The sequence below is a fragment of the Streptomyces marokkonensis genome, assembly GCF_039539045.1.
GTDB classification, from domain to species: Bacteria; Actinomycetota; Actinomycetes; order Streptomycetales; family Streptomycetaceae; genus Streptomyces; species Streptomyces marokkonensis.
In genome coordinates this window covers 1-20869 of sequence record NZ_BAABCQ010000139.1, presented here as the reverse complement: position 1 = coordinate 20869, position 20869 = coordinate 1, and the positions used below count along the sequence as shown (strand labels likewise).

At 70.4% G+C, this 20869-nt stretch carries 16 protein-coding genes and 2 pseudogenes; 11 read left to right on the top strand and 7 right to left on the bottom strand.

The genetic code is table 11. From position 1 onward, the window contains the following. Positions 1 to 113: 113 nt before the first annotated feature. A pseudogene (locus ABEA26_RS27200) lies at positions 114 to 1394 on the top strand (DEAD/DEAH box helicase). Between the two features lie 18 nt (positions 1395 to 1412). Here the strand turns inward: ABEA26_RS27200 and ABEA26_RS27195 are convergent. Both ABEA26_RS27195 and ABEA26_RS27190 read right to left on the bottom strand, forming a co-directional pair. Then, positions 1413 to 2903 carry a carboxylesterase/lipase family protein gene (locus tag ABEA26_RS27195; RefSeq protein WP_345595993.1) on the bottom strand — a complete coding sequence of 497 codons (1491 nt, stop codon included), beginning with the start codon at positions 2901 to 2903 and terminating at the stop codon, positions 1413 to 1415. A 31-nt stretch (positions 2904 to 2934) separates the two neighbouring features. Beyond that, positions 2935 to 3849, bottom strand: a complete 915-nt coding sequence (locus tag ABEA26_RS27190; RefSeq protein WP_345595992.1) for an MBL fold metallo-hydrolase — start codon at positions 3847 to 3849, stop codon at positions 2935 to 2937. A 206-nt stretch (positions 3850 to 4055) separates the two neighbouring features. Between ABEA26_RS27190 and ABEA26_RS27185 the strand changes: the two genes are divergently transcribed. Continuing rightward, a complete protein-coding gene (locus ABEA26_RS27185; protein ID WP_425587906.1) occupies positions 4056 to 6812 on the top strand; it encodes a helix-turn-helix transcriptional regulator in 2757 nt (918 codons plus the stop codon). A gap of 24 nt (positions 6813 to 6836) precedes the next feature. On the opposite strand, the pseudogene ABEA26_RS27180 reads toward ABEA26_RS27185, so the two are convergent. After that, positions 6837 to 7046 (bottom strand): annotated as a pseudogene (locus ABEA26_RS27180) (helix-turn-helix domain-containing protein); the annotation flags it as partial. A 134-nt stretch (positions 7047 to 7180) separates the two neighbouring features. Here ABEA26_RS27180 and ABEA26_RS27175 point away from each other — a divergent pair. The 7 genes from ABEA26_RS27175 (at position 7181) to ABEA26_RS27145 (ending at position 13453) form a co-directional block, all read left to right on the top strand. Next, positions 7181 to 7579 (top strand): MmcQ/YjbR family DNA-binding protein, encoded by a 399-nt coding sequence (locus tag ABEA26_RS27175; protein ID WP_345595990.1) that lies wholly within the window; start codon positions 7181 to 7183, stop codon positions 7577 to 7579. Then, positions 7576 to 7950, top strand: coding sequence for an MmcQ/YjbR family DNA-binding protein (locus ABEA26_RS27170; RefSeq protein ID WP_345595989.1), 375 nt, complete (start codon positions 7576 to 7578; stop codon positions 7948 to 7950). The genes ABEA26_RS27175 and ABEA26_RS27170 overlap by 4 nt, the downstream gene beginning before the upstream one ends. A gap of 391 nt (positions 7951 to 8341) precedes the next feature. Next, complete coding sequence (locus tag ABEA26_RS27165; RefSeq protein WP_345595994.1) at positions 8342 to 8947, top strand: ABC transporter ATP-binding protein; 606 nt, start codon at positions 8342 to 8344, stop codon at positions 8945 to 8947. Next, on the top strand, positions 8944 to 9783 hold the full coding sequence (locus ABEA26_RS27160; RefSeq protein ID WP_345595988.1) for an ABC transporter permease: 840 nt from the start codon (positions 8944 to 8946) through the stop codon (positions 9781 to 9783). The genes ABEA26_RS27165 and ABEA26_RS27160 overlap by 4 nt, the downstream gene beginning before the upstream one ends. Further along, positions 9735 to 11534 carry a polyprenyl diphosphate synthase gene (gene uppS / locus ABEA26_RS27155; protein WP_345595987.1) on the top strand — a complete coding sequence of 600 codons (1800 nt, stop codon included), beginning with the start codon at positions 9735 to 9737 and terminating at the stop codon, positions 11532 to 11534. Before ABEA26_RS27160 ends, uppS begins: the two co-directional genes overlap by 49 nt. A 228-nt stretch (positions 11535 to 11762) precedes the next feature. Then, a complete protein-coding gene (locus ABEA26_RS27150) occupies positions 11763 to 12356 on the top strand; it encodes a hypothetical protein (protein WP_345595986.1) in 594 nt (197 codons plus the stop codon). Between the two features lie 362 nt (positions 12357 to 12718). Beyond that, entirely contained in the window at positions 12719 to 13453 is a 735-nt protein-coding gene (locus ABEA26_RS27145) for a D-Ala-D-Ala carboxypeptidase family metallohydrolase (protein ID WP_345595985.1), read from the top strand. Between the two features lie 39 nt (positions 13454 to 13492). Here ABEA26_RS27145 and ABEA26_RS27140 read toward each other — a convergent pair whose 3' ends face one another. Beyond that, on the bottom strand, positions 13493 to 14149 hold the full coding sequence (locus tag ABEA26_RS27140) for a response regulator (RefSeq protein WP_345595984.1): 657 nt from the start codon (positions 14147 to 14149) through the stop codon (positions 13493 to 13495). Then, positions 14143 to 15414, bottom strand: a complete 1272-nt coding sequence (locus ABEA26_RS27135; protein WP_345595983.1) for a sensor histidine kinase — start codon at positions 15412 to 15414, stop codon at positions 14143 to 14145. Before ABEA26_RS27135 ends, ABEA26_RS27140 begins: the two co-directional genes overlap by 7 nt. Positions 15415 to 15618: 204 nt before the next feature. Here ABEA26_RS27135 and ABEA26_RS27130 point away from each other — a divergent pair, with 204 nt between their 5' ends. Together ABEA26_RS27130 and ABEA26_RS27125 are read left to right on the top strand one after the other, a co-directional pair. After that, positions 15619 to 16410 carry a class I SAM-dependent methyltransferase gene (locus ABEA26_RS27130; RefSeq protein ID WP_345595982.1) on the top strand — a complete coding sequence of 264 codons (792 nt, stop codon included), beginning with the start codon at positions 15619 to 15621 and terminating at the stop codon, positions 16408 to 16410. A gap of 150 nt (positions 16411 to 16560) precedes the next feature. Further along, entirely contained in the window at positions 16561 to 18066 is a 1506-nt protein-coding gene (locus ABEA26_RS27125; RefSeq protein WP_345595981.1) for a carboxylesterase/lipase family protein, read from the top strand. Positions 18067 to 18195: 129 nt separating this feature from the next. Here ABEA26_RS27125 and ABEA26_RS27120 read toward each other — a convergent pair whose 3' ends face one another. Together ABEA26_RS27120 and ABEA26_RS27115 are read right to left on the bottom strand one after the other, a co-directional pair. Further along, positions 18196 to 19416 carry an FAD-dependent monooxygenase gene (locus ABEA26_RS27120; protein WP_345595980.1) on the bottom strand — a complete coding sequence of 407 codons (1221 nt, stop codon included), beginning with the start codon at positions 19414 to 19416 and terminating at the stop codon, positions 18196 to 18198. After that, positions 19413 to 20810, bottom strand: coding sequence for an MFS transporter (locus tag ABEA26_RS27115; protein ID WP_345595979.1), 1398 nt, complete (start codon positions 20808 to 20810; stop codon positions 19413 to 19415). Before ABEA26_RS27115 ends, ABEA26_RS27120 begins: the two co-directional genes overlap by 4 nt. Between the last annotated feature and the right edge of the window lie 59 nt (positions 20811 to 20869).

The following is a 20869-nucleotide window of genomic DNA, read 5'->3' as shown; positions in this document are numbered from 1 at the left end:
GGGGTGCGGGCCCCGATTGCGTGCACTTACCGCAGCGGATCTTCCCCTGCGGGTCGACTGCGCCGAATCCGCGGATCCACGCACACGGATTCTCGTTTTCATCCGGCCTCTTCTTGCGACTCCCCGTGCGCAGTCCGCGGTGTTCCGGCGGGCCGTTCCGCTCCAACGGACGCAACCGCCGCGCTGCCGCGCCGCAGGGAGAACTCGCCCTGCCGGAGACAGTCACCCCGGCGCTGCCCGCCGCGGCGAGGTTCACCCAACTCGACATGCCCGCCGAGCTGTTGGCCGCGCTCGGCTCGCAGGGCGTGACCGTGCCCTTCCCGATTCAGGCCGCGACGCTGCCGAACTCCCTCGCCGGCCGAGACGTCCTCGGCCGGGGCCGCACCGGTTCCGGCAAGACCCTGGCCTTCGGACTGGCCCTGCTGTCGCGTACGGCCGGGGAGCGTGCCGAGGCCCGGCAGCCGCTGGGGCTGGTCCTCGTACCGACGCGTGAGCTGGCGCAGTAGGCCGCCGACGCGCTCACGCCGTACGCCCGGTCGGTGAGGCTACGCCTGGCCACGGCCGTGGGCGGGATGCCGATCGGCAGGCAGGCGAGCGCGCTGCGCGGCGGCGTCGAGGTCGTTGTCGCCACCCCCGGACGCCTCAAGGACCTCGTCGAGCGCGGAGACTGCCGGCTGGACCGGGTCCGCGTCACCGTTCTCGACGAAGCGGACCAGACGGCCGACATGGGCTTCATGCCGCAGGTCACCGAGCTGCTCGACCAGGTGCGTCCCGACGGACAGCGCATGCTGTTCTCCGCCACTCTCGACCGCGATGTCGACCTGTTGGTGCGCCTGCTGAACAGCGGGGTACGGGCCGCCGCCCTGCACGCAGGCACGTCGCACCCGCAGCGCACCCGTACGCTGACGCAGTTCAAGAACGGGCACGTCATCGTGCTGGTGGCGACCAACGTCGCAGCACGCGGCATCCACGTCGACAGCCTCGGCCTCGTCGTCAACGTCGATCCCCCGACCGACCACAAGGACTACCTCCACCGCGGCGGCCGCACCGCCCGCGCCGGCGAGTCCGGCAGCGTCGTCACCCTGGTCACGCCGTCCCAGCGCCGCGCCATGGCCCGCCTGATGGCGACGGTCGGCATCGTCTGGCAGACCACCACGGTCCGCGCCGGCGCGGAGGCCCTGCGGCGCATCACCGGCGCCCAGGCCCCTTCCTGCGTGCCGGTCGTCATCAGCGCACCGGTGGTCGAACGCCCATCGTCGTCGCCGGGGCCGAGCAATGAGGTCAGGCGGTCGTCGGGCAAGTCGTTCCCGAGCCGAGCCGGACCGTACCGGAGCCTGGCCTGGCGAGGCCGGGCCGGGTGGGGCCAGACGGGCCATCCAGTTCTTTCCCGCTGAGGAAGGGTGGCCGGAGGGTCAGTGCCAGGCCTGTCGTTCCTGACCGCGAGGGTCGTCGACCTGTGCCCACTGGGCGTCGATGCGCATCGTGGCCCGGCGCTCGTCGTCGTACGGGTCCCAGCCGGGGGCGCCGGTCCTGGCGAACCGGACCCATGTCCGGTGCATACGGTCGGCGAGATCCGCGGGGGGCTTGTCCGGGCCGAGCAGAGCGGCGGATCCGTGCAGCCGCGGCAGGTGGGTGGCATCGAAGACGAAGGGCAGCTCGACCGCGTGGGTGGCGCCGAGCGCACCGCCCAGGGCGTGCGAGCGCCAGGCGAACTCGTAGGCGTAGGTGCCGGATCCGGGATGGGCGGCATGGGCTTCGGCCAGGGCCCAGGTACCTGCACCGAACAGGGCGTCGCCCATGATGGCGGAGCGCAGTTCGCCGAAGGATGCCTCGGGGCGCGCCTTTTGGTACGACTCGACGAGTCGTGCCGGCTTCGGGTGCGAGCGTGCCGCCACGTCGTCGACGTCCCCGGCGGTCGAGGTGGCGTACTTGCCCACCGGGACGAGGTAGAGGTGTCCTTCTTCCGCGTTGGTCCCGATGAGCAGAGGGACGTCGCTGCTCAGCCCGGCGGCGACGGATTCGGCGGGCTGGGTGTCGAGGACCAGGCTGAAGGGGCTGAGTCCGATCAGCGGGTCGTGGTGCGTCTCGGTCTGCAGGCCGATGCCCGCGAGCCGGGAAGCGGCCTCGACCAGACGGTCGTCGGAGATGTCCGCGAAAGCGTCGGCCTCGGGTTCGACACCCAGGACTTCGGCCGCCGCCCTGGTGACGCGGGCCGCCTGCTCGGTGGTGAACGCTCCCAGTCCGCTGCCGCTCTGGACGATCGCCCGGCGAAAGAGGCCCGCGGCCTGAGGGGTGGCGAGAACGCCGCCGACCACGGTCGCCCCGGCCGACTGGCCGAAGAGGGTGACGTTGTGCGGGTCACCGCCGAACGCGGCGATGTTCTGCCGCACCCAGCGCAGCGCGGCGACGACGTCGAGCAGCCCGCGGTTGGCGGGCGCGCCGGGGAGGTCGAGGAACCCGGCGATACCGAGCCGGTAGTTGACGGTGACGAGGACGACGCCGTCGCGGGCGAAGGCGGAGCCGTCGTACAGCGCGGACCGCGTCGATCCGGCGACGAATCCACCGCCGTGCACGAAGACCATGACGGGCAGACCGCCGTCAGCGATGGCGGGCCGCCAGACGTTGGCGGTGAGATAGTCCTCGCCCCGGCTCCAACCGGTTCCGAAGTAGGGGGACATGTCGACGCTGCCGAGCTTCCGCTCGGACTGCGGCGCGTTGGGTCCCGGCACGGTGGCGTCCCGTACGCCGTCCCACGGCTCGTGCGGCTGGGGTGGTGCGAATCGGCCGGCGCCACGGGGCGGGGCGGCGTAGGGGATGTTGAGGAACGCCGCTGTTCGGCCCTGACGCAGGCCGCGGACGGCTCCCTGCGCCGTGGTCACGACGGGCTCGGGGTGGTGGCTCATGTCTCGTGTGTCTCGTGTCTTTCCGCAGGACTCAGGCCTGTTCGGTGTACGGCGTGAAGGGCGCCCAGCCCTTGATGGCGAACTTGTCTCCGTCGCGCGCCACTTCGGCGGCGCCGTGACCGCCCAGGTGAGCGGGGATCAGGAGTGCGTTGTTGTCCGCCGCCCAGCCCAGCACCTTGCGACGGGTGGCTCGGGCGCCGGCGGGGTCCTCGCAGAAACAGCTGTTGGCATCGGGCTCGAGGATCTGCACGGGGTTGTGCAGCAGGTCCCCGACGAACACCGCGCGGTCCGTCCCGGAAGTGAGGGTCAGTACCGAGGAGCCGGGAGTGTGTCCGGGGGCCGCGTCGAGGCGCAGGCCGGCGTCGATCCGGTGGCTGCCTTCCCACAGCAACGTCTGGCCGGCCTGGTGCACCGGCGCCACGCTGTCCTCGAAGACGTTCTGGTTGCCGCGGCCGATCAGTGACTTGTGGCCGTTCTCGGGATTCCAGAAGTCGAAGTCGTCCTTCGGCATCAGATAGGTGGCGTTGGGAAAAGTAGGCACCCATTGCCGGCCGTCCAGGTATGTGTTCCAGCCGACGTGATCGATGTGGAGATGCGTGTTGATCACGATGTCGACGTCCTCGGGCTCGACGCCGGCGCGCGCGAGATTGGCCAGGAATTCCGTCTCGCGACGGTTCCATACCGGCGCGTAGGGGCGGTCCTTGTGATTTCCCACGCCGGTGTCGACGAGGATGGTCCTGCCTCCGCTGCGCAACAGCCAGGTCTGGATCGCGGAATTGACGATATTGGTATCGGAATCGAGGAAGTGCGGGCTCAGCCAGGGGGCGCCGCTGTCCCACACTTCCTTCGGACTGTCGGGGAAGAAGCTGTCGGGCGTCATTTCGACGGAACCGAAGTACTCCCGTACTCGTGTAATGGTGACATCGCCGAGCGTGATCTGTTCCATGAGCCGTCCTTGGGAGGTGCAGGTCTTCCTGAAACGGTAGGAGCGGCCTCGGCGCGCGCGGTATCCGTCACATGACTGCACCCGTGCGCCCGAGCCGTGGACCGGGCCGCTTGTAGCCTGGACGGGCCGGCGCAAGGCGGCTCCGATCGAAAGCCGCGATTCCGGGAGACTCCGTGGACAAGCACACAGCCGAACGCGGCGCGGTCATGGGACCGGAGCCGGGTACGGCGGAGCCGATCGTCGGCCGGGACGCGGAACTGGCACGCCTCTTCCGCGCGGTGGACCCGGTGTCGGCCGACCCGGTGCTGACGCTGGTCGGTGATGCGGGCACGGGCAAGAGCGCGCTGCTGGAGTACGTGGCGCGCCGGACGGAGGCCCGCGGTGCCCGCGTGCTGCGTGCCGAGGGCAGCGAGTCGGAGTCGAACCTGGCGTTCTCCGCATTGCATCAGTTGCTGCGGCCGGTACTGGCCGAGGTGGAGGGGCTGCCGGGAAGACAGCGCAGTGCGATGAAGGACGCCTTCGGCGAGGGGACGGCCACGTCGGCACCCGATCTCATGCTGGTCGGGGTCGCCGTCCTGGGCCTGTTGTCGGGCCTGGCCGACCACCGTCCGGTGCTCGTGGTGCTGGACGACGCGCAGTGGCTCGATCGTGCTTCCCTGGACGCACTGTCCTTCGCTGCCAGACGGGTGGCGGGTGAACCGGTCACGATGCTGATCGGGGCCCGTGACGGCGATCGCCTTCCGGGATTCGACCGTCATGTGCCGGTGCTCACCCTGGAACCGCTCGACGACGCCGCGGCCGATCAGCTGCTGGACCTGCAGCCGAAGAGCCCCGCCGGCCGCGTCAGGTCGCGGATCCTCGACCAGGCGGGAGGCAACCCACTGGCGCTGGTGGAACTTGCGAGGACGGCCTCGGCCCAGGGCACGGCCGCGGGAGCGCCGTCCGCGGGTCCGCTTCCGCTCACCGACCACCTGGAGCGGATCTTCGCCGCCCGCCTGGACGACCTCCCCGCCTCCACCACGCGGGCTCTGCTGCTCCTGGCCGCCATGGACAGCGCCGACTCCGCGCCGGCCGACTCGTCGGGACCGCCGCGCGCCGAGGATGCGGCGTGGCTGCCGGCCGAACGGGCCGGGCTGGTCAGGCGGACCGGCCGCGACATCCGTTTTCGCCACCCGCTGGCCCGGTCCGCCGTGTATCACGCCGCCTCCTCGGGTGCCCGGCGCGAGGCCCACCTCGCACTCGCCAGGATGCTGCGGGACGAACCGGACCGCAGTGCCTGGCATCTCGCGGCCGCGTGCCCGCAGCCGGACGCGGCCGTGTCGGCGGAGCTGGAGCGGACCGCCGGACGGGCCCGCCGCCGGGGCGGCCACGCGGCGGCGGCCCAGGCCCTGCAGCGCGCCGCGGAACTCGCACCGCGGCGCGAGGACAGCGCCCGGCTGCTGGTCGAAGCCGCCGCGGCGGCCGTGTTCACCGGAGACATCGCCTGGGTCGAGGAGCTGGTCGCCGCGGCGCGCACGCGCACGGACGACGCGGCACTTCTGGCCCTGGCCGCCGTACAGGTGGGACGGCTGGCGGTCCTGACCGTGCGCCACAGCGTGGTCTTCTCCCGGCTGGCCGACGGTGCCGAGGAGCTGGCGGCCACCCAGCCGGCGGCCGGGCTGGACCTCGCGGCCGGCGCCGCCGTGGTCCGCTTCTACTCCGGAGAGGACACCCAGCACCACCGCGTCCAGGACATCCTGCGACGCCTGCCCTCGAGCACCTCGCACGCAGGGTTGCGCACATGGGTGAGGGCGGTGTCGGACCCTTTCGACGACCGGGCCCAGCTCGTCTCCCTCCTACCGCGGTTGGCCGCCGAGGCTGAGGGCCGGCCGGAACGGCTCACCTCCGTCGGCATCATGGCGTGGCTCCTGGACGAGACTCCACGGGCCGTCCGCGCCTTCGACGAGGCCTTCGACCGCTGGGGGGTGCAGGGAGCGCTGCCCGAGGGGCTGGGGGGCGCTGCCGCCTGGGCCTACGTGGAGCGAGGACGGTGGGAGCAGGCCCGTGAGGCCTGTGCCCGCACCACCGCGGTCGGCCGGGTGGCCGGCCTCGACCACGCCGTGGCCTGTGCGGCCACCGTGGACGCCACCGTGCTGGCCTTCCTGGGTGACGTGTCCTCGGCCCGAGCCCGGGCCGAGGACGCGCTCACTCTGATCGATCCGCTGGAAAGCCGCTCGGTCGCCGTCTACGCCCATCGCGCGCTCGGTGCCGCGGCAGCCGCGGCAGGCGACTACGAGACCGCGTACGGCCGACTCCGCATGGTCTTCACGGCAGAGGGCGCGCCCGTGCACTACCACGCCTCCTACCCGGCCCTCGCGGATCTGGCCGCCGCCGCCGTGCGCTGCGGCCGCCACGAGGAGGCTGTCGCGATCGTCGAGCGTTCGGCGGACGCGCTGGCGGACAACGCCTCACCTCGTCTGCGTGCGCTGATCAGCCGGGCCCGTGGCCTTCTGGCGGACCCCGGGAAGGCCGAACCGCACTTCCGGGCGGCTCTCGTGGATCCGGTACTGGAGTACTGGCCCTTCGAACGTGCACAGACCCTGCTCGGCCTCGCCGAGTGGCTGCGGCGTCGTCGGCGCGTCGCAGAGGCGCGTGGGCCGCTCACCGAGGCCCTGGAGACCTTCCGGCGTCTGGGCGCGCGCCCGTGGATCGAGCGTGCCCGGGTCGAATCGCGCGCCGCCGGCCTCGACGTCACGGACACGGCCCCCGACGCGGTCGCCGGACTCTCCCCGCAACAGCAGCAGATCGTGCGGCTCGCCGCCCGCGGGCTGACCAACCGTGAGATCGGAGAGAAGCTCTTCCTCTCTCCGCGTACGGTCGGCTCGCACCTCTACCGCAGCTTCCCTAAGCTGGGCATCACGGCCCGCTCCCAGCTGCGGGACCTCATCGATGGAACCCTCGCCACGGCGCACACCGGCGAATGAGCAGGAGTAGCGCCACGGGGGCCGAAGGTGGTGAAAGGTGGCGCGGTCCGGACGGGGCGGATTCCACGGCCAGTCGTCGTGCTCGGCGAAGAAGTCCTCGACGGTGCTCACCTCAAGGCCGTACGGAGTACCGACCGGGGGCCGGAAACCGTACAGAGGAACCGCGGCCTGCACGGCCTGCTTGCCGGGTCCGGCTCCTGGAAAACGTCTGGGATGTCGCTTGTCGACCATCACGTGTCCGCAGGCTACCCGTCCGTTCGGCCTGCTTCGGGGAAAGGATGGGGCGTGCCGCCGCGATCGTGCGGCGTGCTTCCGCGTTCTGGCGGGAGCCTCTGCCCGCCATCACCCGAGGAAGGAAGGGAACACTCATGGACGGATCGACCCTGCAGACGTTCGCCGCCGAGTGCGCGGAGGGACTTCCCGGAACCCGGCTGGAGCATCCCTTCGGCCCGGACTGGGAGGTCTTCAAAGTACATGGCAAGGTGTTCATGCTGATGACGAGCGTGCCCGGCAAACCGGTCGTGATCCTGAAGTCCGAGCCGGACGAGGCTGAGGCCCTGCGCGAGACGCACGCGGACGTCACCCGCGGCTACCACATGAACAAGAAACACTGGATCACGCTGGAAGCCGGCGGCTCGATCGACGAGAAGCTGGTCGAGGAGCTCGTCACCGAGTCCTACCGGCTCGTGGTCGGCAACCTTCCCCGGTCGAGCCGGCCGGTCGACCCGGAGACGTACGGCATCCGTCTCCGGGCCGCGCGACGATGACGGTCACCGGGAAGCGGCTCCAGGATGTCGCGCGCAGTACCGCGAAGGAACTGCCCGGCGTCAGCAACGGTCGCCCGTTCACCGAGAAGCTGGACGTCTACAAAGTGGCGGGGAAGGTCTTCCTGATCGTCACGGACGACCCCGACGAGCAGATCATCACCGTCAAGGCCGAGCCTGCTCACGCCCGGTCCCTGCAACAGGAGCACGATTGCGTCGCTCCGGGTCGGTACCTCGACAAACGGCACTGGATCTCCGTGAGCGCGGGTCAGGACATCACCCCGGGGACGGTGAAGGACCTGGTCGGCCATTCCTACGACCTCGTCCTGGACTCGGTGCCGCGCAAGCGTCGGCCCCGTGAGGCGGGACGGTAACCGGCACAGCCGGACACCGCCCGGCGTGTCCGAACCAGCCCTCGCACTCGTCCGCCGGCGCCACCGGCCGGCGGGACGGGGGCAGCGGACCGCAGAGGGTTGCGGCGTGCACCGCGAGCCCCGGCCGCGTCCGGTCCGAGATGGCGGTCATCTCGCTGAACAGAGAGCGCGGATCGAGGACTTCGTGGGTGAAGCCGCCAACTTGGTGTCGGAGCCCGGAATCACCTCAGCGCTGTCAGGAGTCGTGCGCCGGACGGGAGGGGGCTGGTTCGTCCGGCCCGTTTGAGTGAACCCTTGTCGATGCCCCGTGACTGTCGACTGCCGTCGGGCGTGACTAATACCCGCCTATGGCGTTGTTGGTGACGGAACGGTCTGATCCATGGGGGCGTTGATGAAGGTGGCAGGTATTCATCATGCCTACGGTGGCCGGGTGGTGTTGCGCGGCGTGGACGTGGAACTGCCGCGGGGTTCACTGGTAGGCATCGTGGGGGAGAACGGTGCGGGGAAGACCACGCTGCTGAAGATTCTGGCCGGTGAGTTGCGGCCCGACCGGGGGGTGGTGCGAAACGAGGGCCGGTTTGGATACTGCCCGCAGCAGGTGGTTCTCAACGACGCGTTCACCGTCCGCCAGCACCTTGAGCTGTTCAGGACGGCGTACTCGCTCCCTGATCTGCGCCGGGCCGAGGAGATCATGGAGGCGCTGCGCTTTCGCGAGTACGCGCAGGAACGGGTTGGGGCGCTCAGCGGGGGAACCCGACAGAAGCTCAACCTGACCCTCGCGTTGATGCACGATCCTGATGTGCTGCTGCTGGACGAGCCCTATCAGGGCTTCGACTGGGAAACGTATGTGCGGTTTTGGGAGCTGGCCGTGCAGTTGCATACCGCCGGCCAGTCCGTGCTGGTGGTCTCACACCTTGCCTACGACGTGGACCGGCTGGACGTCTTGTGGCGCCTGGAGAAAGGCGTGCTGTGCGCCGGGGCGGGAGTGGTGTCGTGAGCCCCTCCCTGGAGCGGTTCGTCATCGCGACGCGGTTCACGCTGATCGAGCATGTGCGCAACCGGTTCGCCGTGGCGTTGGTCTTCCTTTTCGTGCCCCTGTGGATCTCGCTCGGGCAGTTCATGATCGTGGACGTGGGGGTGTCGTTCAGGCTCTGGGCCACCGGCGAGATCCTCGTCGCCCGCGGCAACGAGCTCACTCAGATCAGCGGCGCTTTGAACGCGGTGACGCTGATCGTCGGGTTCGCGATGTTCTCGGCCACCTTCAGCTCGGGAACTTTCGACCGACGTCTGGCCATGGCCGGCTACCCCCGCCCCCAACTGCTACTGGCGAAGGTCGCCTCCCTCGTTCTGGCTTCGGCCGTCGTCAGCGTTTATGCCACAGCGGTCATGTGGGCGTACTGGTCGCCCCGCCAGCCCGTGCTGCTGGCCGTTTCGCTGTTCAGCGCGGCCATGACCTACGGAGCCGTGGGCGTCGCCCTGGGCACAGTGGTCCGCCGCGAGCTGGAGGGCATCTTCCTCGTCGTGATGATCAGCGTCATCGACCTCGCGCTGCAGAACCCCATCGCCAGCAAAGGAGCCGACACCGCCTTGGTGCGTCTGCTGCCCTCCTACGGCGCCATGCAGTCCGCCTCCGCCGCCGGCTTCTCCCACTCCGTTCTCCTGAGCTGCCTGGGCGTGCAGCTGGCCTGGTTCGCCGGCGCGGCCCTCCTCAGCCTGCTCGCCTTCCGTCGGCGCACCCGGTCCGCGGTGACCGGCCAGGTCCCGTCTTCCCCCCAAGGAGCACCGTGTTCGCTGCCGACTGCGCGCAGGCCGAAATCCACGACCCGCAGCTGAAAGCCGCGTACAAGGCGTGCCACGATTATCTGCGGACCACCAGCGCTGAGGAGTTCTGGTGTCTGCAACTGATGCCCCCTGCTCTGCGTCCGGCATGCTGGGCCCTTTTCACCGCGCACTCCCTTGCCGACGACCTGGCCGACACCACCGAGGGCGACGGTTCTCAGCGGCTGCGAGCATGGCGCGAAGCCCTGGACACCGACCTGCGGCTGGGCACCAGCCAAGACCCGGTGCGCCAGGCGGTGGTGCACACCATGTGGTGCTGGAACCTGAAGGCCGACGCCTTGGACGTCACCTTCACGGCCCTTGAGAAGGACGCCCTGCGGACCGCTCCCGCCGCGGCGACCTGGCCGCAGTGGCGGACCCGCAGCAAGGACACCAACGTGCCCTTCCTGCTGCAGTGCCTGACGATGCTGCGCCACGCCGGCCTCGACATCCCACTCCACCTCACCCACCTGGACGCCTACCAGCGGCTGTCCGACGGCCTGTTCCTCACCGACTCACTGACCGACCTCGCCGACGACCTCAGCCGCGGCGACATCACCCTTCCCGCAGAAGAACTGCACCGCTTCGGCGCCTGCGAGACAGACCTCCTCCAACGCCGCTGGACCCCCGCCGTCCAGGCACTGATCAGCCACCTACTCGACACGGCCCGCACCTGGCTGGACCAACCGCAACTGTGGACCGGTCTGCCGCCCGGCCCCGCCGTCGTCCTGCGCACAGGCTGCACTCTCTACCGCGCCCGCCTGCACGCCGCCGAAAAGGCCGGACCCGCACTGCTGCACCACACAGCCCGCCCGACCCTCGCCGCCCGCCTGCGCATCACCGGCCCCGGCCGGCTCCTCGCAGCCACCACCTGGCGCCTCTTTCCCCTCCCCGAACTACGCACCGCACCCCCGCCGACCCGCCCGGTGCTCCCCGCTCCCCGGACCGCTTCCCCCAAGCTCCTGCAACCACCCGAGCCGCACGCCGGTGGGGCCCTCCCGCCAGCTCTCCCGGCCGAGCACATGCCACGGCATGTCGCGATCATCATGGACGGTAACGGCCGCTGGGCCACTGCACGCGGTCTCCCGCGCAACGACGGCCACAAGGCCGGAGGGAAAGCGCTCGTCGACGTCGTGCACGGCGCCGCGGAGATCGGGCTCCCTCACCTGACCGTGTACCTGCTGTCCACCGAGAACTTGGAGAAGCGCCCCCCGCAGGAGATCGACAAGCTGCTGACGTTCGCACGGGAACAGCTGGAGTCCGGAGACTTCCTGCGCTACGACGTACGGATCCGCTGGGCCGGGCTCCCCGACGGCCTGCCCAGCGACTTCGTCGACCTCCTGCGCACCAACGAAGCGGCCACCGAAGATCGCACCGGTCTCACTCTGACGTTCTGCCTCAACTACGGCGGTCGCAGCGAACTCACCCAGGCCGCCGACTCCCTGGCCGGCGCCGCACGCACCGGACAGCTCGAGGGCACCAGGGTGTCGGAACACCTGCTTCGCTCCCATCTGCCCCTGGGTGACCTGCCCGACGTCGACCTCCTGTGGCGCACCGGCGGCGAACAGCGCATCTCCAACTTCCTGCCCTGGCACACCGCCTACGCCGAACTCCTCTTCACGGACAGACTCTGGCCCGACATCGACCGCCGCGACCTGTGGCAGGCCGTGACCGAATACACCCATCGCCAGCGCCGCTACGGCGCGGTTCCCGTCCCGCAGCCCTCTCTGCCCGCCCAGGAGGCGCACAGCGGCACCAACGTTTGACACAGGCCACAGCAGTCCATCCCGACCATCCCGACCAGCGTCCGGCCCCTCCGGCCCCTTCGGCCCCTCCGGCCGACGGTACCGAGCGGCGGCGTCCCGAACGAACACTCGTGCGGCGGGTGATCCCTCGTGTCCTGTGAGGGCTTGCGGGAGTTCTTCGACCGAGCACCGGTCTGCATCAAACCGGTGCATCCTCTGCCCGTCCCCCGCACCAAGGAGTTCGCCGTCATGAAGCCCAGCCGCACCTTCAAGCCCTTCCTCCTCACCGCCGCGGTGGTCTCGACCGCCGCCCTGGGAGCGTCTCTCCTCAGCATGACGAGTCAGGCGCAGACCCTGCCCGAGCACGCCGTGGACGCCTCGCAGCTGACCGCGGCCACTCGCCTGCAGGCGGCCCCTCTTCCGCCCGCCTGCCAGGAAGCAATCTTCAAGACCCAGGACAAGTTCCCCACCACCCGCTACACCGTCCCCGACGAGCCGTGGAATGCCGGCCTGGCTGCCGTGTCAAACCTGAGCGAGGAAGACCAGGCCCTGCTCACCGGGCCCGCGTGCGCGGCCTGGAACAAGTGGGCCGTCGAGAACGGTGCCGCTGTGGCCACCGAACTCGACAACCGCTACCGCAACGCCGCCGCCCCGGCCTGCAACAAGTGGACCGTCGCCACCCTCGCGACGATCAAGAAGCACGCCCCGGAGGTCCCCGCGGAGTACCAGGCACAGGAGAAGGTGGCCAAGAAGGTCTGGACGGAAGTCATGACCAAGCTCTCCACCACGGCCGCCGACCCCGCCTGCCGCGCGTCCTACAACACCGCCAAGGCAGGCTGGTAGACACCCCCTCCGCCGGCGGCATCCACAGCATGTGAGACACCGCCCGGCGGCAGCCCGGGAAGCAGAACGCCTGGCTGGGCAGCCAGTCGGGCGTTCTGCTGAACGTGCATTCCGCAATCTGGCAACATCAGCGACGCTTGCCAACGAGCATGCAGCCCGGTCAGAGGCTGGCCTGATCAGGCGTCCCTGCCGAGCGGCCGCTGCCTCTGCCTCTGCCTCTGCCTCCGGCGAGCACAGCTCACGTGATGCCCGCCGGACGCGGAATCGCCGTCTTCGCTTCCCCGGGGCGCCATTGACGCGCGTAGCCCGTTGCCGCACGCTGGGCTCCGGTTGTTGTCGACTCAACGGTCGGGAGGCCGCCGATGTTCAGACGCGTGTCACGCCTGCTTCTCTCGTTTGTCATGCTCATGGCTGGCACGGTGATGGGGATGAGCGCCACCGCCGGCACCGCGCACGCCGACTCCTGCTACACCTGGAACCGCACCCTCTCCCAGGGGTCCTCCGGCAGCGACGTGACCCAGCTCCAGATCCGGGTCGCCGGCTGGGTGACCTCCGGCGAACGGCTCTCCTACGACGGCCAGTACGGCGCCCGCACCGCCGCCGCCGTCAAGAAGTTCCAGGCCGCGTACGGCCTGAGCGCGGACGGGGTCGCCGGACCCGCGACCTTCAGCAAGATCTACGCCGTCCAGGACGCCGACTGCACGCCCGCCCACTTCAGCTACGCCGAACTCAACAAGTGCAACTCCGACTGGTCCGGCGGCGCGGTCTCCGCCGCCACCGCCAAGTCGAACGCGCTCAAGACCATGTGGAAGCTCGAGGCAATGCGGCACGCCCTCGGCGACGTCCCGATCACCATCTCCAGCGGCTTCCGCTCCCGCGCGTGCAACAACGCCGTCGGCGGCTCCGCCACCAGCCGTCACCTCTACGGCGACGCGGCCGACCTCGTCGGCTCCCCGTCCCTGTGCCGGCTCGCCCAGCAGTCCAGGACACACGGCTTCTCGGAGATTCTCGGTCCGGGCTACCCCGGCCACAACGACCATACCCACGTGGCCTTCGACCCGTCGCCGTACTGGTCGGCTCCCACCTGCGGCATCTGACCCGACCAGGACGGACCAGGCGGACCGGGGCGGACCCGCTCACGGCAGCAGACGGTGACGGGCCGCGGCGGCCACCGCTCCCGCCCGGGTCCGCACGCCCAACTTGGCGTAGACGCGGCCCAGATGGGTTTTGACCGTGGCCTCGCTGAGGAAGAGGGACCGGGCGATCTCCCGGTTTCCCAGGCCCTCGGCGAGTCGGCCCAGGATGTCACGCTCGCGCGTGGTGAGGGCGGGGCCCGGGGAACGCAGGCGGGCGACCACCCGGTCGGTGACCGGTCCCGACAGCACGGTGCGTCCCGCGGCGGCGTCCCGGACGGCCTCGAACAGCCGCTCCGGCCGCTCGGCCTTGAGCAGGTAGCCCGTGGCACCCGCCGCCACGGCACGGGCTATGTCGGCGTCCGTGTCGAACATCGTGAGGACCAGCACTCGCGGGGCGGGCGTGTCCGGCCCGCTCCGGGCGAGCAGCCGGCCGGTGGCCTCCACCCCGTCCATGCCGGTGCCGAGCTGGAGGTCCATGAGCACCACGTGCGGCCGCAGCCTCGACGCCATCACCAGGGCCTCCTCGCCGCTGCCCGCCTCACCGGTCACGTCGATGCCGTCGGTGCTGGAGAGCAGGGCGCGCAGTCCGGCGCGTACGACGGCGTGGTCGTCGCAGAGCAGGACGCGGACCGCGGGGACGGCGACCGGGGTCACCACGGCTGCCTTCCGGCGCCGTTCCCGGCGAGCGGCACCGACATCGTGACCACCGTCCCGTCGCCGGGCGCCGACTCGACGGCGAGCGTCCCACCCGCCTGCTGTGCTCTCATGGCCATGCCCGAAAGGCCGTGACCGCGGGGGGATGCCCGTCCACGGCCAGGAGACCGGCGCATGTCGAAGCCGCGCCCGTCGTCGGCGATGTCCACGGTGATCCGATCCTCCAGACAGGTCAGGGTGATCACGGCCCGGGTGGCTCCGGCATGCTCCCGTACGTTGGCCAGCGCCTGTTGGGTGACCCGCAGCAGGGCTGCCTCCACGGGCTCGGACACGGGGCCGGGGGCGTCGGGTGTCCCGTCCAGCCGGAACTCGACGGCCGGTCCCGCGGCCCGTCCAGGCCCCCTTCCCGCCTCCGCCTCCGGTTCCGCCTCCGGTCCGCCGCCCGGCGCGGCAAGGGCGCGCAGTGCCTGCACGAGGGTGTTCTCGGCCAGGTCCAGCGGCGTCAGGTCACGGACGAACCGGCGGACCTCGGCGAGTGCGCGCTCGGCTCCCGCCGCGGCTTCGCGCACATGCCCGCGCGCGGTGTCCGGACTGGTGTGCCAGCGGCGGTCGGCCGCCTGGAGCAGCATCTGCTGACTGGACAGGCTCTGCGCGAGGATGTCGTGGATCTCCGTCGACAGTCGCTGGCGCTCCGCGAGAATGCCCGCGTGCCGTTCCGTGACGGCCAGTTCACCACGGGCGCGCACCAGGTCGTCGATGAGCAGGCGTTGCCGGACCGCGAGTTGTCTGCTGTCGACCAGGACGGCCGTGGCGACCGTGCCGAGGGCGACCGGGGCGAGCACCAGGTTCGGGTTGAACGGGCCTGTGAGCACGCGCAGTTCGGAGATCACCACGAGAGCCACGAGGACGGCGGCGAGCGGCACCGCGAGCCGCACCGGCAACCGGTGGAGCCCGGTGAACAGCAGCGGCATCGTGCACCACGTGGCACTCGGTTCCAGGGCGAGCAGGACCACCCAGACGGCGAACACCGCGCTCAGCCAGAGCAGATGCCGGGTGACTGGGCGCTCCCCGTACCTCGGCGCGGGCGCCAGCCACAGACCGAGCAGGTAGATCGCCCCGAAGACGAGGAACAGGGCAAGGGTCAGCGCCGTACGGCCGCCGTCGACGGGCCCGTGGGTCAGCAGTCGGGCGATCGCCCCGCCGAGCAGCAGCAGGAAGGCGACGTGCAGGGCGGCGGTCAGCCACCGCGCGTCGGGGTCCGGCCTCATGCCGTCTCGCTCCACCGTGTCCCCATCGCCTCGTCGGTCCCTGCCCCACCACTCATACACGTACACATCATGGGGGACATCATCCGTTCAGCTGACATTCCCATAGTCCGGCGGGCGCCACTGACCAGCCGTACGTCCGAGGTTCAGGGCCGGCTCGGCGGTGAGACTTCTGGAACACGTCCCCTCCGGAGATCGGGAACCGCCATGTCCAAGAAACTCACAGCCAACCGTGCCTCCCTCACACACCGCCTGGCCTACGCACTGCGTCACCCCGGCCGGGTGCCACGCCACCTGCGCCGCAGCGCGCGCGACTCCTGGTTGCGCTACCGCTCACCGGACCATGTCGCCTACTACCGGGCGGTCATGCGGTCCGACACCCGACGGGACCCGGACGCCGCGGTGGGCAGTCACAGCCGGGAGCGCTGGCTCGCGCTGGGACAGATGCAGTTCGACTACCTGCTGCGTCACGGGCTGCGCCCGGAGCACCGGATGCTGGAGATCGGCTGCGGCAACCTGCGGGCGGGATGGCGCTTCATCGAGTACCTCGACTCCGGCCACTACTACGGTGTCGACATCTCCCCCGACATCCTCGTCGCCGCGCAGGACACCCTCCAGGCCCAGGGGCTCCAGGACCGGCTGCCCACACTGACGCCGGTCCACGGTCTCGCACTGGGCTTCCTGCCGGCGGGCCACTTCGACGTGGTGCACGCGCACAGCGTGTTCTCGCACTCCCCGCTATCGGTGATCGAGGAGTGCTTCGCGCACATCGGCCGCGTCCTGGCGCCGGGCGGCTGGTTCGACTTCACCTTCGACCGGACCGAGGGCGAGGAGCACCACGTGCTGCGGGAGGACTTCTACTACCGGACCGAGACCCTGATCGCCCTGGCCGCCGAGCACGGCCTCACGGCACGCTTCATGGAGGACTGGGAGGACCTCGGCCATGGCCAGTCCAAGATCCGTGTGACGCACCGGACCGACACCCAGGGCGTCTCCTGAGCACTCCCGGTTCCGGTCAGGGCGGGATGGACTGACATCACTGGTGCGTCAATCGTCATCGTCTTGGTGTTGGTCCCGGGGCGCCGCGCGATGCGAAGCTGGATCTCCGCCCACCTCGGGATCCGGGGTGCAACGAGAGGCAGTCTTCCGATGGACAACACCTTCAGGACGAAGAGCGGTTCGGTCCAGGGGTGTCGAGCCTCTGCCGAAGTCGTCGCCGTCCTCGGTGTCCCCTATGCCGCCCCGCCGTTCGGGGCCGTCCGGTTCCGGGAACCTCTCCCGGCGCGGGCCTGGTCCGGAGTGCGGGACTGCACGGCCTTCGGGCCGGTCGCTCCGCAGTCGGCGCAGCTGCCCGGCGCACCCGCGTGGTCGCCCGGCGACGAGGACATCCTCACCGTCAACCTGTGGACCCCGGCCCCCGAGGGCGGCCGTCTGCCCGTCCTGGTCTGGATCCACGGTGGCGCCTACACCTTCGGGTCCTCGGCCCAACCCGACTTCGACGGCACCGCGCTGGCCCGCGCCGGTCTGGTCGTGGTCACCTTCAACTACCGGATCGGCTTCGAAGGCTTCGGCCACGTCCCCGCCGTGGACGCAACCCACTACCCGGACAACCGCGGTCTGCTCGACCAGGTCGCCGCACTGCGCTGGGTCCAGGAGAACATCGCCGCCTTCGGTGGCGATCCCGGCAACGTCACGGTCGCCGGCCAGTCCTCCGGTGCCGCCTCTGTCGCCTGTCTGATGGTGATGGACCGCGCCCGCGGCCTGTTCCACCGTGCCATCGCCCACAGCGCCGCCAGTCCCTGCCACACGCTCGAAACCGCTGCGGCGACCACCCGTGAGATCGCTGCGTCAGCGGGCTGCCCTGCCACGGCCGAGGGCCTGACATCCGCGACTCCGCAGTCCCTGGTCCTCGCCTCCGACCGGGTGGTCGACGCCTACCGGCACGACCCCGCCTCCGGATCCCGCCACTACGACCCCTCCCTCTACGCGCCCGTCCTGGACGGCGACGTCCTGCCCACCGATCCCCTGACGGGGATGGCGGCCGGTGCGGCCCGGGACGTGGACCTGCTGGTCTGTCACACCACGGAGGAGTACTGGCTGCTCGACGCCGTCGGCAGCAGTGCGAAGGTCACCACCGAGGAACAACTGGCGCGCTTCGTCGAAGACTTCAATCTCCCGGACGGCCTGGTGGCCGGCTACCGCGGCGCGATGCCGCACGCCCCGGTGCTCGACGTCTACCTCGCCGTCTTCGGGGATCTGCTGTTCGGCGAGTACAGCAACCGACTTGCCGAGCTGCACGCCGAAGCCGGTGGCCGGGCGTTCCTGTCGCGCTTCGACCGTCGGCGCACCGGCCCGGACGGTGTCGTGCGGGCCTGGCACTGTGCGGACATCCCGTTCGCCTTCGGCAACCTCGACACCGACTGCCTGGCTTTCCTCATCGGCGGAGCACCCACACCCGCGGACCACGGGCTGGCTCGCCGCATGGTGCGGGCGTGGGTCGATTTCGCGACCACCGGGGACCCGGGGTGGCCATCGGTCGGCGGACCCGCCCCCCGGGCGAAGGTGTGGAGCACCGACGACGAACCCGCCGATGACGAGGCCGTCGGTGTCCGTGCTCTCTGGGCCGAGGCCGACTTCCCGGTCCTGTGTCCGTGAACTGCTCGAACCCCCGGCGGCTGCGCGTCAGCGGCTGCCGCCGAACCAGTCACGTCTTCCTGTACGAGCCTCCCCCGGTCTGTGGGTTCGTGACTGATGAACGGCAAGACGCTCCCGAATCGAGTGTGCTCAGGTCCTGGGTGTGAACTCGGGCAGGGCGAGGGCCGAATGGGCCGGTCGTCCCTCGGCGGAGGGTACGGCGCCGAGACCGCGCAGCCTGTCGTTGCGCCGCTCCAGTGCTCGGGCGGTGGTCGGGAAGAGTGCGGAATCGCCCTCGCCGACCTGCGCCTGGTTCACGGTCACGAACGCACGGAGGTGGTGTTCGTAGGCGGCGAGGCCCGCGGCGTGGTCGCGGTCGGCCAGCGAGCCGGCGAGCATGTACGCGCCGACGAGGGCGAGGCTGGTGCCCTGTCCGGTCAAGAACGAGGGCGCGTAGGCGGCGTCACCCACCAGCGCGATCCTGCCGCTGGACCAGCGGGGCATGCGGATCTGGCCGACCCCGTCGAAGAACAGGTCGTCCGCGTCGCGCAGGGCGGCGATGATGCCCGGAAGCTCCCATCCCGCGTCGGCGAAGGCCGCCGCGATCAGGGGCCGTTGGGCTTCCGGGTTCCGGAACACGTCCAACGGCGGTTCTTGACGGGCGAAGTTCAAGAAGGCGTGCACCTCGTCGTCGTCCCCCACCGCGTAGAGCGCCGCGGCCCTGCCCGGGGTGTTCCACATCAACGCCTCCTGGGAGAGTCCGAAGGTGTTGCGCATGGTGAACACGGCGAAGCAGTGGCCGAGGTACCGGTGGAACCGTTCCTCTGGGCCGAACAGCATCTCCCGGGTACGTGAGTGCGTGCCGTCCGCACCGACCACCATGTCGAACGTACGGGCGCCGCCCCCGCGGAAGGTGACGTCGACCCCGTCGCCGGACTGGTCGAGGGTGTCGATGGAGTCGTTGAACAGGAACTCCACGTCGTCACGGACCGCCCTGTGGAGAGCGTCGGTCAGATCCCCGCGCCGCACCTCCAGGTCCCGTCCCTCGACACCACCGGTGATGGCGTGCGGGTGCAGCGAGGCGACCTCGCTGCCGTCCCCGGCGAGGAAGGTCAGCCGGCGCAGGTCGATGTGCGCCTCCCGCAGCCGCGGCAGGATCCCCATCCTGCGGACGACCTCCAGTGCGGTGCCGCGAACGTCGACGGGGTAGCCGCCGCTACGCGGCGTGGGTGCCTTCTCCACCACCGTGACCGCGTATCCGTGGCGGTTCAGCCAGAACGCGAGGGCGGGGCCCGCGATGCCGGCCCCGGATATCAGGACCTTGCCCCTCGGCGTGCTGCGGAGATCCGTCAACTGATCGGTGCGGGTCATTCCTTGACTCCTTTGTTCATGGTACGGACGACAAGCAGGGACAGCGCCGTGATGACGCCGGCGACGAGGAAGCCGCCGACGAAGGCCGATTCGGACGGGACGTCCGACCCGGAAGGGGTCCCCGCGGTGAGGAGCGCACCACCGACCTGCCCGCCCACGGCGTAGCCGATCACGCGAGTCACCAGGATCAGGCTGGTGGCGATGCCGGTGTCGCCTTCGTCGACGGACGTGGCGATGCCGGTCACCAACGCTGTGACGCACAGGCCGTTGGCCAGCGCGATCAGCGCCTTGCCGACGACGATGTGCCAGACCTCGGTGTGCGCGGCCGACAGGGCGAGCAGGGCGACGGCCATGGTGACGGCTCCGGCCGTGACGACGGCTCGCGGGCCGAAACGCCGTTCCCCCATCCCGCCGATCGGCCCGGCCAGTGCGGCGGCAACGGCGCCGGGCAGGAGGATGACGCCGATCCCGGTGGCTCCGATGCCGAAGCCGTACCCGTCGCCGGACACGTCGAGCAGCTGCGGAACGAGATAGACCCCCATCGAGGTGCCGAGGCATATCACGAACGTCAGCACACACGACTTCCACATCACCGGCCGTGCCAGCATGCGCAGATCGATCATTGGCGCGGCCGCACGACGCTCAACGGCCGTCCATCCGGTCACGAAGGCGGCCAGGACCACGACGAGGATGCCGAGCACGAGTGGCCGCGAGCCGGCCTCGGGCGCCGACGCGAGCACGAGCATGAGCGTGATCAGCGTCCCGCTCAGGGTGGCCAGGCCGGGCCAGTCGATTCCGGCATCGTCCGACCGGCCCGGCGGATCGGACGGCATCAGCCTGTTCAACAGCAGTGTGGACCCGATGACCGCGATCGTCGGCAGAGCGAACATCCAGTGCCGGGAGAGCTGCTCCGCCACGGGACCGGCCGACAGCATTCCCGCCATCGAGCCTGCCACGAACATCCCGCTGACCGTCCCGATGGCCACCTTCGACTCGCCGGCGGGAAGGTGTTTGCGCACCACGATGAACGACAGGGGCAGCGCCCCCACCATCGCCCCCTGAAGTATCTGACCCAGCAACAGCACCGGCAGGTTCGGTGCCAGGGCGGACACCAGGCCACCTGCCGAGACCACCGCCATCAGCCGGATCAGGACGCGCTTTCCGCCGTAGCGGTCGCCCAGCTTGCCCGCGAGCGGTGTGATGAGCGCGCCGGTGATGAGGAGCACGATGCTGAGGAGCGCCCCCTCGGCCGGACTCATGTCCAGCTCGCGTTGGAGCAGCGGGAGCGTCGGCGTCACCACCGACTCCAGGGCGCCGGTGGAGATGGCCAGTATGCCGAGGGCTCCGACAGCGGCCTTCCCGATGCGGGCCGGTGGAGCCTGTGCCGTGGTCATGGAGGTCCTACCTTTCAAGGGTGGTTGCTCTGGTCATTCGTAAGATCGGAGGGCCCGGG